A 16,235-nucleotide genomic window follows, 5' to 3' on the forward strand; every position below is an offset into this window, starting at 1 on the left:
TCAAAAACACAAAGGTTTTTTTATTAAAGACAAACTATTTTTTGCATTTATTAACAGAGATATTGTACGATTGTTTTACCTTTAAGTTTCAAAATAAAATAGCAACTTAACAATTCATGGTATATTAAAACAACGATTCGTCTGTATAAATCATATTTTCCACATGTCAACAACAAAAACCGCGCCTGAAAATCATCAACATTTGTTTTCGAACAAACCTTACACCTTCGACAAAGTGGTAAGACTACTCATTTCCGGTCTTATAATTGCCGGAATAGTTTTATTGATCCGTTATTTAAGCAATGTTTTGGTGCCGTTTTTTATTGCCGTACTCTTGGCTTATTTAATGGACCCATTGGTATGTTTTATTCAAAAAAAAATGCGTGTAAAACATCGGGGTATTTCTGTTATTCTTTCTCTTTTATTTTTAACGCTTATATTTTCTCTGGTACTATGGTGGTTAATTCCTCAGTTTATTAATGAAATGCAGAAACTGGGTCTGTTGATTAAAGCCTATCTTCAGGATACTTCTTATCAGGATATTTTGCCTCCAACTCTGGATCAATGGCTTCGCGAATTTTTGGAACAGCAAGGGCTTCAAAAACTACTAAACGCTTCTGACATTACCGAAACGCTCAAAAATATTTCAACGCCACTTCTCAAGCTTTTCTCTGGTTCGCTGAGCATATTATTTAGCACACTCGGTCTGCTTATTGTACTGCTATATCTGATTTTTATACTTATTGACTATCCCAAAATGGAATCTTCCTGGCCTCAATTGATTCCCCTAAAGTTTCGCCCTCTGGCAGAAGAGATAGTTGATGACCTGAAACTCTCAATGCGTATTTACTTCCGAAACCAATTTTTGATTGCAACCATTGTAGGAATTATGATGGCCACCGGCTTCAAAATAATAAGTTTGCCTTTGGGAATTACTCTCGGACTACTTATTGGGGTACTAAATATTATTCCCTATCTTCAGATTGTTGGCTTTTTGCCGGCGATTCTTCTAGCTCTCCTCAAATCGATGGAAACTGGTGAAAACTTCTGGCAGATTTTACTTTCTGTTTTTCTGGTTATTATCATTGTGCAAATCATTCAAGACATGATTCTGGTGCCCAGAATCATGGGCAAAGCCTACAACATGAATCCCGCAATAATTTTGTTGTCACTTTCCATATGGGGAACTATCATGGGTATTCTGGGAATGTTGCTGGCACTACCATTGACAACCCTTATCATCTCTTATTACAAAAGACTGGTTATCAAAAGCTCTCTGAATCAAGAACCGGAAAATGAAGCCCCAAACCAGGAGTTAAACAGTGATTGAGCTGACAATAAAAACCGACATCGGGATCGATAAAATGAAAACTATAAGTACTAAAATGGCATCCGCATAAAATTGGCCTGATGCAACTCGCATGGCTAAGTTTTATGCATTGTCTTTTGTGATAACCACTTTTGGCATGCCAGTACTATTGTGCCTTTTTCACTCTTCCCAGACCAGAGATATTTGTATACACCTCCATGGGATTTCCCTTGTAGGTAACATTGCAGGCACCGGCTACATCAACACTCAATTTATCTGAAGCGAAAACTTCTGCCATACCTGCTCCTGCCATTTTAAGACCAAAATCTTCAACCAATAATTCATATGCAGAGATCTTCCCTGCTCCCGGGATATCCAGCAGCACCTCTTTTACCTCACCTTTGAGATTCAACTTGGTTGCTCCCGCAAACCGCCCTTCGAGTTTATCCCCCTGAACCTCCATATCCATTTTTAAAGCACCTGAACTTTCAATGAACAAATTTTTGAAAACAAAGGGCTTTTCTCCCTTAAAGGAAGCCGCCGCCCTCACATTAATCTTTTCCAGTGACGGCACTTTAATATGAATTTCAACCTCAGGATAATGCTTCCATTTCTCATGGTCGATAGTCCTGATTTTTAAAACCTGATCAACCACTTCTGTAACGACCATGTTTTTCATTTTTTCATTCCCGAGAATTTCCAGGCTGCATGAATCTGCATTCTCCAAGATTACAACATAATTGCCTTCTAAATCCAATGCTATAAAATTCTCAATATTCCGTTCTTCCGAAACAAAAGTTTCACGTGCATCCGACGAAGGACCATCATAAATACACCCAAAAAGTCCCAACGGAATAAGAAAGACCAGTATTAAGACAAACTTTCTAATCATCACTCTAATCATTTTTTCTCTATTCCTTTCATGATTCATACCAAAACATTCAAAAGCTTATATTTCAATTTTTTACAAAACCACACTTCAATATAATCATATCAAAAAATGTCCGTTAACAACAATGAAGTGTTCATTATCGTACAAAAAAAGGAACCCGAATTTGGGTTCCTTTTTCTTCAAATTATTTTGAGACAAACCTTAGTCAATAAACCAATTGGGATGATCAGAAAATGGCAGCATTCCTATGGACATACTATTAACATTCTCTGACGTTCTCCTCAAATTAATTAAGCTTGTCTAAAACCGCCATAACTTCTTTAACATGCTGACGGCTATCTTCAAGAAGCGTTTTTTCCTCAGCATTAAGATCGAGTTCGATCACTTTTTCGATACCTCCTTTACCCAGAACAACAGGAACACCAAGATAACAATCGTCGATGCCATATTCTCCTTCGAGTTTTACGCAAACCGGGAAAACACGTTTTTGGTCGCGCACGATGGCTTCAACCATCTGGGCAGCGGCAGATCCGGGAGCATACCAAGCAGAAGTTCCCATCAACTTAACCAACTCACCGCCTCCAAATTTCGTGCGTTCGATAATCGCATCCAGTTTATCTTTATCAATCATTTCGGTTACCGGAATACCTCCTACAGTGGTATATCTTGGGAGTGGCACCATGGTATCGCCGTGTCCACCCATCAAAACAGCCTGAATATCTTTTGGTGACACATTCAATGCTTCCGCCAGGAATGCTCTATAACGAGCGGTATCCAAAATTCCGGCCATCCCCATCACCTTGTTACGAGGCATCTGTGAAGTAATATGGGCCTGATAGGTCATTACGTCAAGAGGATTGGAAACAATAACAATCACTGCATCCGGTGAATACTTAACAACTTGTTCGGTAACAGTCTTTACAATTCCGGCATTGGTTTCAATAAGGTCGTCCCTCGACATCCCGGGTTTACGTGGCAAACCAGAAGTAATGACCACAACATCCGAACCGGCAGTCTTTGAATAATCATTGGTTACACCTACTGTGCGGGAATCATACAAGTTAATCGGTGCTTTCTGCCAGATATCCAAGGCTTTTCCTTCGGCCAGACCTTCTTTAATATCCACCAAAACAACTTCATTGGCAATCTCCCGATAAGCCAAAACATCAGCACAAGTTGCGCCAACATTTCCGGCGCCAACAACAGTAACTTTCATAACCTTAAACTTTTGAGAATTTATAACTACAGTTTTTTATTAATCTCTTCGCATATCAAAGTAAAACACCACAAAGATATACAAGTGATTCAAAATTACAGAAAATTTTCTTCATTTTTTCTGATTAAACTCACCTACCCTGCTGCTCTAAGTTCAGTCGCACACGCAACGGACCTCTCCCGAATCAACAAAAACCAACAAACCGTTTCAGGCAATTAACGCAAGCCCAAAACGGTTTGTTCAAAACATCCTAAATTTTAACCCCTTATCTTACTCCGGGGGTATCAAAACCAGTTTATCTCCCTCTTCCAGTCCATCCAAAATTCTGATAAATTCATCATTTTCCCCTCCTGTCTCAACTTTTTGCCGGACAATTCCCAGTGGTGTTTTCTTATAAACAATCTGAAAAGAATCCTTTACAAAGACAGCTTCACGGGGCACCATTAATTCGTCCTCCATTTCCTGAATAATAAACCGGTTAACAGATGTCATCCCGGGTAGAAGACCGGCTCCTTTAGGGTCGACTTCAATTTCCACCTTAAACCCGTTCAGAAACTGTCCGGCTATTTCTTTCCCAATGTTGGCAACGGTGCGAACAGTGCCTTCGAATTCCTCTTTGGGGAACGCATCAATTTTAATCTTCACCGGCATTCCCACCTTTACATTGGTGACATCGATTTCTTTGACGTAGGTGACCGATAAGATGGTTGATAAATCGGGCAGGATAGCGATCCGCGGGTCCCAGCGACTGACCCGTGCACCGACTTTTCTTTTTTCACCATTCCATTCCCTTACATAAACCACCACACCGGAAGTAGGGGCCTTAATAATCAAGTCTGCTTTCAATTGCAACAGAACATCCAATTGTTCTTTTTCCTCTTTAAGTCGGTTTTCGATTCTGCGAACAGCTAAGGCGTTTTTTCTTTGTTGTTTTTGATAATTCCTCTTCTTTTGTTCATATTTTCTTTGGGCCATTTCCAGTTGAATCTGCGTCTGGCGCTGCACTGCCTTGCTTTCGTAAACCGATTGCTCCACTTTCACCTCCATATCAAGGACATTGTCAAGTGCTTGCCGAATATCGTCTCTGGACTGAGAAAGATTAATTGAGCTGTCCATTTTGGCCTTCTCCAGATTGGCCTCAAACATATCAATATTTTCACTCACTCTTTTAATGTACTCTTCAACTTCGGAAGGATTAAGGGTTGCAACATAATCCCCTTTTTTTACAATAGTTCCTTCTTTTACCAGATCATTAATTACAATTTGGCGTATCCTCACAGCATCTCCACGCAGTACATCCGGAATCAGAATATCGGTAGACCGATGAGCTTCCAACTCTCCCATGGAAGTAATATAGCGTTCGAATTTATCACGGATCACCTCCACAACACCTGCATCATCAGCCTCATCGGTCAGAAAAAAACGATAACCAACAAATGCCATAATCACAAGAGCAAGAGGTAAGAATATCCATAATCGTCGTTTCATTCGTATAAAGTTTAATTAATCTAATAAAACTCGCATGACAAAAGTTTTTGTATTCTCTGTAACCATCTATTTCATGTTAGTATGATGATTTCCAACTTCTCCTTGCCAACCCATCATTTATTGCTTCTGCAATAAATCGTCCAATTTTTCCATTAACGGCTTGTCTTCCACAAAATCGTAGAGGGTAATCTGTCTCATTTGAAAATAGCTTCGCCAATACTGTCTCAGTGAAGAGACATAATTTCTTCGTGCAGCATCCAACGAATTACGAGCGGAATTCAACTTAATAACATCCACCTTGTCAATCAAGAATCTCTGTTTGGTAACATCGTATCCCAATTGGGCAATGGTATCAGCTTTTGCAGATATCGCCACCTGTTTCTCTTGCATATTAAATTCCATAATGCTAATGAGCAATTCCTGTTCAAAGTCAACTCTTTCCTGCTTTACTGTGGCTTCCGTAACCTCTCTGTTGGACCGTGCCATCTGAATCTTTCCTTTACGCAATCCCCAATCCAGAATGGGCACACTAAATGACACTCTTACCTGCTGTTGATCTTCAAACGGACTTCCGTAAACCGTTCCAAAATCGTCGGCATTTTTGTTTATCCCAAAATTGGCCCGGATATTTGCGCTCAAACCACTCTGTGATCTAACTTCTGCAATATTTTGTTCGGCCTCCAAAAGGTCCTGTTGAAATTCCAGAATCTCCGGATTATTTTCTATTGCCAGCATCAAGGCTTTCTGGGGATCAATTTTCAGTTGCGGGATATCATCCGGAACGACACATTCGATTACCACATTATCTTCCAGAGCCAAGAAAGAAGAAAGAGCTGCCTGAGCCTGTTTTAAATCAATTTTAGCCCGGGTCACCGCCATTTGGGCATTGAGAAGGCCCAATTCCAGGTCGAGCAGTTCATCCTGCGTAACGGTACCTATCTCAAAGCGTCCTCTTCCAATGTTATACAATGTGTCGGCATTGGAATAATTGGTTTCGGCAATTTTCAGGTTAATCTCTGCAGTAACCTGTGAGAAAAAAAAATCAGTTGCCTGAATGGCAATTGATTCCAATGATTGCAGATAGTCTCGTTTTGCCTTTTCAAATTTTAAGGGTTCGATTCGTGCCTCCCATTTAAACCGGTTGTATCCATTTAAGGGTTGAGAAAAGCCCACACTCACAGGCACCGATGCATACTGAATATCCTCATCGTTTTCAAGATTTTGAGAGCGCGTCAAAGACGATGTTATATCAAACACACCTCCGGTAAGTGGCACATTCTGACGAATGGATAAAGAAGCATTAGAAGTGAGATAAGACCTTTGATCAAAATATTCTCCCTGGTTTTCATCAAAACGGCTGACAACCGATCGGTCATAATTCACCGGAGTAGCATCCAGACTCAATATGGGAAGGCGATCGGCTTTATAGCTTCTAAACTCCCAATAACGTGCCAGATACATATTCTTTGCCCGAAAGCTGTAAAGAGATTGCTGATGGGCTAAATTGATAACCTCCTCCAGTGACATCTTAATTTTTACCACATCCTCCTCTTCATCAGGAAAGTAGAAATTATTCTCCTGAGCATTCAGCCATCCGAAAGGACAAAAAAGAATGATAAATAAAAGCACTATTTTGGTATTCATTACAGGAAAGATTTTAATGATTTATTGCCGATATAATTTCACCCTGACAGTTATGCCCTCAATGACTCCACCGGATCTTGTTCCGCAGCCCTCTTTGCCGGCAGGTATCCAAACACAATACCTACGGTTGCCGACACACCAAAGGCCACTACCACCGAAAACAACGTCACAATGGTATCGATATCTGCCATTACATGAATCAAATGGGCCAGCATGACCCCCAGAACGATTCCTATCATACCTCCACTAACACTGATCAGGGTAGATTCGGAAAGAAACTGGACAATAATGTCCTTTCGGGAGGCACCAATGGCCTGACGGGTCCCTATCTCCCGGATGCGTTCCCATACAGAGGCCAGCATAATATTCATAATTCCAATTCCACCCACAATTAATGAGATACTGGCAATAGCACCCAATACAATATTAAAAATATCATTGGTTTTCTGTTGTTGCTTCAATAGCAGCTCGGGAACCGTCACCTCGAAATCATAGATCTGTGAGTGTCGACGCAGCAACATGCGTTTAACGATATTTGCAGTAGCGCTTAACAGCTCTGTTTCACTGACCTGAACAATTATTTTATCCAGTTGGTCTTTTGATTCTTCGGCACTTGTGCTATTGCTCTCGGCCCCACCGCCTCTGGCAACCTGTTCCAATATTTCAGGGTCGACCCGTGCCCGATCTTTGAACCGCAGCAACATCGTTTTAACCGGAATAATAATTTTATTGTCGGTACTACTAATGCCCAGTTCATCGGAAGCTGAAGCGGTAAAATCGCGTCGTTCTATGACACCGATAACCTCCAGCCAGGTATCCCCGCATTTAATATATTTTCCAATAGGATCTTCTGTGTTGAAAAAACGGTTTCGAACATTATCGCCAATCACCGCCACAGGTTTTCCTGCACCGGCCTGTTGGGTACTAAATATTTTTCCTGAAGCAAGATTAATATTCAAAAGTTCGAAGTACTCCGGCGATACCCCTTCCAATACAATTGGATAACTTCGGGCCCCCAGGATGGCATGATAATTCAAAGATATTACCGGGCTAACTTTGGCCACAGATGGTATTGTCTCTTTTATCGACTCGGCATCCAGCAGCGTTAACCCCGGAGAAAAACGCTGCGATCCTTCGCCACCTCCTCCGGTGCCACTGGAAGCATCGATGGACACATCAGATGGGGTAACAATAATATTGTTCACGCCAACTAGTTTTATCTGTTCCAGGACTTCCTGTTGCGCTCCACGTCCTATGGCCAACATACTAATCACTGCCGCAACACCAAACATGATTCCCAAGGCAGTAAGAAACGATTTGAGTTTATTGGCCAGGATAGCTTCCACAGCAATCAACACATCGTGATAATACCTGGAAAATATGTATTTTAATCTTCTCATCTCGGTCTCCTCCCTTCCGGACGTTCACCCATTCTTCTTCTACCCTCTCCCGGATCTCCGTTCATTCTTCTTTTCTTTTTTTCTGCCTGATCCCTGTTTTCTTTCTCTTCTTTTTCTTTTTCCAACGCTTCTTTTTTCAAGGCTTCGTAAATCTCTATTCCTTCAAAAGCCATATCTGCGGCATCAGCGGGTTCGGTCAAGGCAACGATTGTTCCTTCAGCCAACCCCTCTTCCACCACCACGTAGTTTTCATTTTCCACGCCTAGTCTCACAATTTGCTTTATCCACCCACGCCCCTTTTCTGCATATACAAAGTTGAGGGAATCGTTTCTAAAAACCCCTTCAAACGGAATGTAAAGGACATCCGAGAGGGAATCGGTAATAATCTCGTTGCTGGTTGTCATGGCAGGTCTCAAATCGGGATCCGTAGATTCCAACTTTATAATTACCTCAAACACTTTAGCATCGCCATCAGGCAGCACTTGACCAATGTTGGCCACAGAAGTAACAAATCCGCCAAACGATTTTTCCGGGAAAGCATCAATTCCGATGGTTGCTTTTTGTCCAATTCTGATTTTGGAAATATCTATTTCATTAATATAGGTCTTCGAAATCATCGATGAGAGGTCGGGGAGTTCAGCGATGGTAGGTGCCCACCGGCTGACGGTAGAGCCGGCTTCTATTTTGTTTCCGAATCTGTCGTAGCTGTAAATCACCATTCCGGGCTTGGGTGCCTTCACGTCCAAAGCTTCGAACAAGGCATTAATTTCCGCAACTCTTTCCCGGCTTCTTTCCACCTCTTCCCAAGCACGGGCAACATCGTAGACCGCTTGTTGTTTTTTAAGGTCATAATTCCTTAGAGACTGTTCCAGGTTGCGTTCGGCTCGCTCCAAATCCAGACGGGCCTGCCGTTGAACCGCCGGTGATTCATAGATGGATTGTTCCAATACCAATTTTTTCTCCTCCACGGTGACTTTGGCATCGAGCAAACCATCCCTGAGATTACTTAAGTTGATATTGGTATCTATTTTAGCATCTTCATAGGCTTCCAAAGCGCTCTCCAATTCCTCCTGTGCTTCTGTCATTAGTTCATCCACGGCGCTGTGGTCAAGGGTGGCCACTACATCGCCGGAATCAACAACCGTACCCTCTTCAACGATATCGGTAACCTGAATTTCGTAGATGCGAAGTCTTCGTCCCGATAATGCCGAAGGGACTTCTATCGATGTGGCGTTTTCGGCCTGAAGTTGTCCGGTCGATATAACGCGGGAAATAAAAGGACCGCGTTTCACAGGTGATGTAATCATCACCCCCTCACTTACCACCTTATCTCCCATTGACCAAACGATCAATATCACGACAAGTAAAATTGCAGGAACGTAGTAAACCGGTTTAAGAAATCGTTTCATCCGTATAAATTATAGTTAAGTTATTGGTTCAATGCAATTCACATGTTTTTAAATTGCACCTATAATAATTTCTTTATAGTCGGAACAGATAAAGGTAAACCTTCTTTGCTAGGCTTGTTGGGTCTCTGTTAAAAAACACAGTTTTTTTATCTGGCAGATTATTGCAACTCCTATTGATACTTCGCTGTTTAATCAGGATTTCCTAACCATGTTTAATCAACAGATAATATTTGTCTCACTTTTCCACAAAACGAGACATTAACATCTCTTATCAACCAGTGAGGGACGAAACAGATGCGTCAGATTCGCTTTGCTCCTATCTCCCATAAGCGAATCCAAGAGGCAACCTTTCCTGCTTTCGTCCTTTTAAAATACCGGATATACCGATTTCAAAAGACAATTAAAAGACAGGAAAGGGCAGGAATAGTTTAAAACAAGTCTTTAAAAACATTAACATGGCCGGAATTTCAGACCTACAAGATCCAGCCGGAATTTCGACAATACGTCATTTACATAAAAGACTTCATTACCTCCATCATAGTACTTGCCAGTTTTTCAGCCTCTTCCACCGATTTAGCCTCCGAATAGATACGAACAATGGGTTCGGTATTCGATTTCCTCAGATGCACCCACGAGTCGGGAAAATCAATCTTAACACCATCTATATCGTTCACTTTTTCGTTGCGATAATGCTCTTTCACCTTTTCCAACAAAGCATCCACATCTGTACTGGCTGTTAGCTCCAGTTTGTTTTTGGACATAAAATAGGCCGGGTACTCTTTCTTGAGCTCTGAGGTTTTTTTGCCTTTTTGGGCCAGATGTGTTAAAAAGAGGGCAATACCCACCAGTGCGTCGCGACCGTAGTGACTGGCAGGGTAAATAACCCCTCCGTTACCTTCTCCGCCAATAACGGCATTGGTTTCCTTCATCTTGGCGACCACATTAACCTCTCCTACAGCCGATGCGGCATAAGAGCCATTCCGCCGTTCAGTGACATCCCTCAAAGCACGGGTCGAACTCAAATTGGACACCGTATTTCCCGGGGTATGTGACAACACGTAATCGGAAACTGCTACCAGCGTATATTCTTCACCGAACATGGTTCCATCTTCATTGATGACCGCAAGACGATCAACATCGGGATCGACCACAAACCCAACATCTCCTTTTTCTTTCGTCATAGCTTCTGAAATCTCTGTCAAATGCTGAGGTAGAGGTTCCGGGTTGTGAGGAAATTCTCCGTTGGGGTCACAATTCAACTCAACAATGTTTGCCACGCCAAGAGCTTTCAACAATGGTGGCAGCGCAATGCCCCCCACTGAATTGACGCAATCGATCACCACCTTAAAGCCTGCCGCACGAATGGCTTCCACATCTACCAATTCTAACCCCAACACTTCCTGAATATGAATGTCGGTATAATTCTTTTCCGTTACTTTTCCCAGATCGTCCACCAAAGCATATTCGAACGCTTCCGACTCGGCCAGTTCCAAAATGCGGGCACCATCCTCGGCCGACAGAAATTCCCCTTTGTGGTTTAACAGTTTCAGGGCATTCCACTGTTTGGGATTATGACTGGCCGTAAGGATGATGCCACCGTCGGCTTGTTCTTTAATGACTGCCAGCTCGGTGGTAGGGGTCGTGGCCAGTCCCAGATCAATTACGTCGATGCCCAGTCCCTGAAGTGTAGATGCAACCAGCCCCCTCACCATGGGGCCCGATATGCGGGCATCCCTGCCTAAAACGACTCTGTATTTATCCTGTTTCGATTGTTCTTTTAACCAAATGCCATAAGCCGATGAAAAACGTACCACATCGATGGGGCTCAATCCTTCTCCGGGACGCCCTCCAATAGTACCTCGAATTCCTGATATTGATTTTATTAAAGCCATACGTTATTGATTTTGTACATACAGATGCAAAATTGCAGAATATTAAACGGTTTTGCAATGAAACGTACAATACATTTAATGACCTGCCCCGGTCTGTCGGTTTTTTCAAATACTTTTCGACATTTTAAATTCAAATAATAAGAGTATGACCAGGGAAGATGGAATATTATAGCACAGAAAAAGAAGTGGTAACACAACTTACGTACTCATATAAAGCACTGAACATAGGACATGTGGTTGCTTATTCGTTGGGGCAAGACAGAGTGTTACGAAAATAGAGCCCTGTTTTTATAGGGCTGCTTTTACCCCCAAACACCTCCATCAATTCGGGAAAAAATGCAATACCCAAAAAAGGCCGGCCAACCTGTTACTCTGGAATGGAGAATCGGGTCGATTTGCCACATTTTATTTGCGAATTGGGTGATTTATCATTCACAAATACCTGATTAGTCATTTCTTTTTTACAATTTTGCATCACAATAATGCGACCCGTATCGCATTGAATAACAAAACACAGAAAATCAATAATACACAATGGCCAAAAAAGGAAAAATACCGGGAAAATATACATCTACAGCACGTCGCTCACGAAACGAGAATTTTCAACATCATCCCAGGAAGAAAAAGATAGAACGCTCAACAAAACCGGAATCTACGAGCAAACAACCCATTGTTTCGCACGATGAGTCCTCCCGGAAAGCCATGCGCTTAAACAGATTCATTGCCAACTCAGGAGTTTGCAGCCGGCGTGAAGCCGACAAACTCATTGAACGAGGAGATATCAAAGTCAATGGCAAAAAGGTAACCGAGCTGGGCACGATTGTCTCGGTTAAAGATATTGTTGAATACCAGGGGAAAAAATTAAATCCGGAGAAAAAGGTTTACCTATTGCTCAACAAGCCCAAAGATACGGTAACCACCGCCCGTGATCCGGAAGGACGGAAAACAGTTTTGGATATCGTCAGAAACGCATGCCCCCAAAGGATCTTCCCCGTTGGACGGCTTGACAGGAATACGACCGGTTTGTTGCTTCTGACCAACGACGGTGATCTGGCAAAAAAATTGACCCATCCCAGCTTCGAAGCCAAAAAAATATATCATGTATTCCTCGATAAGAAGTTGGACAATGAGGATTTTGACACCATTGCCAATGGTCTGGAGCTGGAAGACGGACCGGTGAAACCCGACAGCATCAGCTTTGTTGATCCCAAAGATCTGAGACAAATTGGGGTGGAGATTCATTCAGGGAAAAACAGAATTGTTAGGCGTATATTTGAACATCTCGGATACAAAGTAGAAAAGCTGGATCGAGTCTATTTTGCCGGACTCACCAAAAAGAATATCCCGCGTGGCAAATGGCGTTTCCTGGCCGAAAAGGAGATAAACCTCCTGAAAGCGGGATTTACCGGATAAATCCCGGCTTAAAACCAAACCCAACTAGTGCTAAACAACAATGAGAACTGCTTCAAAAAAAATTTCCACGGTCAGCGTCTTTCCTGACCGAAAAATTTTTTCGATTACGGGATTACTGTTTTTTTTATGTTTGGGTGGAACCAATTCTCTCATTGCTCAAGTCTCTGCCACGATAATCGACAGCGTTGAACAAAAGCCGGTTCCTTTTGCAAATATTGTTTTCCTGAATAAGAAGAATGGGACCGTTTCCGATATTCGGGGCAAATTCACCCTTCCGCCCGACATCGGCGATTCTATAGCTATCAGTAGTGTTGGATATCGCAACAAACAACTGGCAGTAAAAGATATCCAACCCCGTTCAACCATTGTCCTTTCACCCCAAAACATAACGCTCAGTGCTGTCGATATATATCCTAAAGAAAACCCTGCTCTCAGGATCATGGAACAAGTGGTGGAAAAGAAAGACCGAAACAACCCCGACCACCATCAAAATTATTCTTGCATCGTATACCACAAAATGACCTTTGATCTACAGATTCCTGATAAGTCGGAGGTTGTCGATACCATAGCACAAAAATACAATAACCTTGAGCGCAACCATCATCTTATGTTGATGGAATCCATCTCTGAAAAAAGACATCTGGCTCCCGACAAAAATAAAGAACGTGTGATCTCGGGAAGAGTGAGCGGGTTTAATGATCCTTCGCTAGCGGTGCTCCCCGCCCAAATTCAGCCTTTCGGTTTCTATGACGATTACATTCCCCTGCTGGAAATAGAGTATCTCAATCCTGCTTCGGAATTGGGATTGAAAAATTACATCTTCATCCTTGAGGATACCATTGTCGAAAATAACGATTCTTTGTACTACATTTCCTTTCGCCCAAGGAAAAAGGCCAATGTCAAACCTTTAACCGGCTCCTTCCACATACATACCAGATCCTATGCTCTAAAAAACATCAAAGCAAGTTCCCATATTCCCTCCTCCCCATTTCAATTGGATATTAATCAAAGCTACGAACAGACCAAGCAGGGACAATGGTTCCCCTCCGAACTGGAAAGTCAGCTCACCATACCACCCAACAGCAGCATTAATCCCACACCCTTCCCCTTAACGGGCAATGCCAAGAGCCTAATTACTGCCATTAATACCAATCCCGATCTGGATCCCAATGATTTTAATTCTGTAATTCTCGAAGATGATATGCCGTCTAATCCAGAAGCGTTAGAAGCTTTGCGCTATGAGCCTCTTTCAGCCAAAGATTCTATCACCTACCAATTGCTGGATAGTATTGGCAGAGTCAATAAATTCGACAATTTCATTAGGTTTCAAAAAAGTTTGATACGGGGATATTTACCTGCCGGTCCCTTTCTGATCAACATCAAACAAGTGATAGGGTACAATAAATTTGAAGGCTTTAAAGCAGGGCTGGGATTATGGACAGCCCCTGAGCTTACCGGCAAAATTTCCATCGGTGGTTATTTCAATCATGCTTTCAAATCGGAACACCAAAACTACGGAGCAGGGATTAAATGGGTCTCCAACAAGATTCACCAAACAACCCTATCGCTTAGTTATGGCCACGATATGAATACGACAGGAGAATTTTCCTTTTACAACCAAAAGACTCTAGATCTGAATGCCTATATGAAAGAGTATTCAGTAACAACGATGGACCGAAAGACGGAATATTTGGGCTCTTTGGAATCGAGAGTAAAGGGATCCTTATCCGGAAAGGTATTCCTGTGGCATTCTAAGATAAATCCACTTCAGGCATATGATTTTATGCCGCAAACAGCATTGCTGGTGGAAGATTATAAAGTCACTGAAGGGGGGATAAAACTAAGGTGGGCACCTGGCGAAAAAGTCTCCAAAACGGCCTTTGGCATATTACCCTACGCCGGTTTGGAGCCCAAGGTATGGATAAACATCATTAAAGGCATACAGGAGTTAAAAGGAGAATCGCCCCACTACACAAAGGTGGAAACCCAAGTGGAAAAAGAATTCCGGTCGGGCCCATCCTCACGAACCACAATCCGTTTGACCGGGGGATGGATCGATGGTTGGGAAACACCGTCCAATTTATATAGCTTTTTTGGCACTTATGATCCCATCTCCATAGAAGTTCCCGACATGTTTGCCACAATGGCGCCCAACGAATTTGCAGCAGACCAATTTGCCCTGATGTTTTTGAGACATAAAATGGCATTACGACAAAATAAACCCGGAAAATTTAAACCGGAAATACATCTTCTTTCAAAAGCAGGATGGGGAAATATAACCCATAACGATATCCATAATTTCAAGACTTTCGACAAAGGCTTTTTTGAATCGGGCATTTTACTCGACAACCTATACAATGCCTTTCTATTTAAATATGGAATCGCGGTCCATTATCACTACGGGCCCTACCGTAAAGACAAAAACATCGACAACTGGAGTTTTCGACTCTCTTTAGGTCTAACCCTCTAATTTGCGAAGTCGTTAAAGACCTTACCTTCATCCTATTGCCAAATAAAAAAGTGCAATCCATCAGGAACTTGTTGAAATGAGGCATAGCATCGCTATGGTGAATTGAGACCAGCTAGCTTGCGACTTGATGGGCAGCAATTTTAATTCGTAATAGATTTTCCAATGCATTTTTCGGGTTTAAATGTGATTTAATCTTTATCGAGTAGAAGAACGGGATTACAATTCCCTGAAATGATGCCTTGTGATTGCAAATCCACAACGCATCAAGTGCTAAAGACAAGTTATGCAGAAAAATTTCTGTTAGCTTACCGGAAAATTCTTTTCCTAAGCTATCGGCAAAAATTTGGAAGCCTTAACGAAACATCTCCGTTGCCTTAACGAAACTTTTTCGTTGCCTTAACTGAAACATCTCCGTTGCGTTAACGAAGCTTTTTCGTTGCCTTAACCGAAATTTCTTCGTTGCCTTAACCGGAATTTTTCCCGGTAGACTAACGAACTTTTTTTGCCTAAGGCAAAAAAAAAGTCCCAGTTAACCTATTCAGAATTTTTCTCCCTTACCTACGCGAAAAAATTTTATCTAACTTAACCGTAATTTTTCCACATAAGCTACAAGTAGGGAGCATGACCAAGAATGTTTGTCACAATAAGAACATGCATAAAAGTATTTAAACATAAGGGAAATAGATGAATTTTATGGATGCGAGCGGGGTTATTTCCCCTTTAGGGGATTAAGGGGTGAGCGCCGGACATAATAAGCTTTGAAGTAATTATATAAGATACTTTATACGGATGCCTATTTCATCTTTCCCGACACCAGGTATAACCTTATCCCGACATCTGGTATAACCTTATCCCAACATCTGGTATAACCTTATCCCAACATCTGGTATAACCTTATCTCAACATCTGGTATAACCTTATCTCAACATCTGGTATAACCTTATCCCGACATCTGGTATAACCTTATCCCGACACCAGGTATAACCTTATCCCAACATCTGGTATAACCTTATCCCGACACCAGGTATAACCTTATCCCGACATCTGGTATAACCTTATCCCGACACCAGGTATAACCTTATCCCGACATCTGGTATAACCT

General features: G+C 42.0%; 10 protein-coding genes. 3 read left to right on the forward strand and 7 right to left on the reverse strand.

From position 1 onward, the window contains the following. Positions 1-163: 163 nt before the first annotated feature. Entirely contained in the window at positions 164-1,330 is a 1,167-nt protein-coding gene (locus tag ACT29H_RS08315) for an AI-2E family transporter (protein WP_444821159.1), read from the forward strand. Positions 1,331-1,475: 145 nt separating this feature from the next. Here the strand turns inward: ACT29H_RS08315 and ACT29H_RS08320 are convergent, their stop codons facing one another. From ACT29H_RS08320 to glmM, 7 genes are all read right to left on the reverse strand, one after another. Continuing rightward, entirely contained in the window at positions 1,476-2,201 is a 726-nt protein-coding gene (locus ACT29H_RS08320) for a head GIN domain-containing protein (RefSeq protein ID WP_444821160.1), read from the reverse strand. A 286-nt stretch (positions 2,202-2,487) separates the two neighbouring features. Then, entirely contained in the window at positions 2,488-3,417 is a 930-nt protein-coding gene (gene mdh, locus ACT29H_RS08325; protein WP_444821161.1) for a malate dehydrogenase, read from the reverse strand. 270 nt (positions 3,418-3,687) lie between these two features. Beyond that, complete coding sequence (locus tag ACT29H_RS08330; RefSeq protein WP_444821162.1) at positions 3,688-4,905, reverse strand: efflux RND transporter periplasmic adaptor subunit; 1,218 nt, start codon at positions 4,903-4,905, stop codon at positions 3,688-3,690. Positions 4,906-5,022: 117 nt separating this feature from the next. Beyond that, the gene (locus tag ACT29H_RS08335; RefSeq protein ID WP_444821163.1) at positions 5,023-6,549 is read right to left on the reverse strand and encodes a TolC family protein; all 1,527 of its coding nucleotides are present in this window, start codon (positions 6,547-6,549) and stop codon (positions 5,023-5,025) included. 50 nt (positions 6,550-6,599) lie between these two features. Then, entirely contained in the window at positions 6,600-7,949 is a 1,350-nt protein-coding gene (locus ACT29H_RS08340; protein WP_444821164.1) for an ABC transporter permease, read from the reverse strand. After that, positions 7,946-9,358 (reverse strand): efflux RND transporter periplasmic adaptor subunit, encoded by a 1,413-nt coding sequence (locus tag ACT29H_RS08345; protein ID WP_444821165.1) that lies wholly within the window; start codon positions 9,356-9,358, stop codon positions 7,946-7,948. The genes ACT29H_RS08340 and ACT29H_RS08345 overlap by 4 nt, the downstream gene beginning before the upstream one ends. 509 nt (positions 9,359-9,867) lie before the next feature. Next, a complete protein-coding gene (glmM, locus tag ACT29H_RS08350; RefSeq protein WP_444821166.1) occupies positions 9,868-11,250 on the reverse strand; it encodes a phosphoglucosamine mutase in 1,383 nt (460 codons plus the stop codon). A gap of 534 nt (positions 11,251-11,784) precedes the next feature. Here glmM and ACT29H_RS08355 point away from each other — a divergent pair. Further along, the gene (locus ACT29H_RS08355) at positions 11,785-12,663 is read left to right on the forward strand and encodes a pseudouridine synthase (RefSeq protein ID WP_444821167.1); all 879 of its coding nucleotides are present in this window, start codon (positions 11,785-11,787) and stop codon (positions 12,661-12,663) included. A gap of 40 nt (positions 12,664-12,703) precedes the next feature. Further along, complete coding sequence (locus tag ACT29H_RS08360) at positions 12,704-15,133, forward strand: DUF5686 family protein (RefSeq protein WP_444821168.1); 2,430 nt, start codon at positions 12,704-12,706, stop codon at positions 15,131-15,133. Positions 15,134-16,235: the final 1,102 nt, after the last annotated feature.

Source organism: Thermophagus sp. OGC60D27, assembly GCF_052400625.1.
Taxonomy (GTDB): Bacteria; Bacteroidota; Bacteroidia; order Bacteroidales; family Marinilabiliaceae; genus Thermophagus.

Excerpts from the sequence above, each read along its gene's own strand:
- ACT29H_RS08360 (WP_444821168.1), top strand. The coding sequence starts at position 12,704 with ATGAGAACTGCTTCAAAAAAAATTTCCACGGTCAGCGTCTTTCCTGAC.
- ACT29H_RS08320 (WP_444821160.1), bottom strand. The coding sequence starts at position 2,201 with ATGATTAGAAAGTTTGTCTTAATACTGGTCTTTCTTATTCCGTTGGGA.
- glmM (WP_444821166.1), bottom strand. The coding sequence starts at position 11,250 with ATGGCTTTAATAAAATCAATATCAGGAATTCGAGGTACTATTGGAGGG.
- mdh (WP_444821161.1), bottom strand. The coding sequence starts at position 3,417 with ATGAAAGTTACTGTTGTTGGCGCCGGAAATGTTGGCGCAACTTGTGCT.
- ACT29H_RS08355 (WP_444821167.1), top strand. The coding sequence starts at position 11,785 with ATGGCCAAAAAAGGAAAAATACCGGGAAAATATACATCTACAGCACGT.
- ACT29H_RS08340 (WP_444821164.1), bottom strand. The coding sequence starts at position 7,949 with ATGAGAAGATTAAAATACATATTTTCCAGGTATTATCACGATGTGTTG.
- ACT29H_RS08345 (WP_444821165.1), bottom strand. The coding sequence starts at position 9,358 with ATGAAACGATTTCTTAAACCGGTTTACTACGTTCCTGCAATTTTACTT.
- ACT29H_RS08315 (WP_444821159.1), top strand. The coding sequence starts at position 164 with ATGTCAACAACAAAAACCGCGCCTGAAAATCATCAACATTTGTTTTCG.
- ACT29H_RS08330 (WP_444821162.1), bottom strand. The coding sequence starts at position 4,905 with ATGAAACGACGATTATGGATATTCTTACCTCTTGCTCTTGTGATTATG.
- ACT29H_RS08335 (WP_444821163.1), bottom strand. The coding sequence starts at position 6,549 with ATGAATACCAAAATAGTGCTTTTATTTATCATTCTTTTTTGTCCTTTC.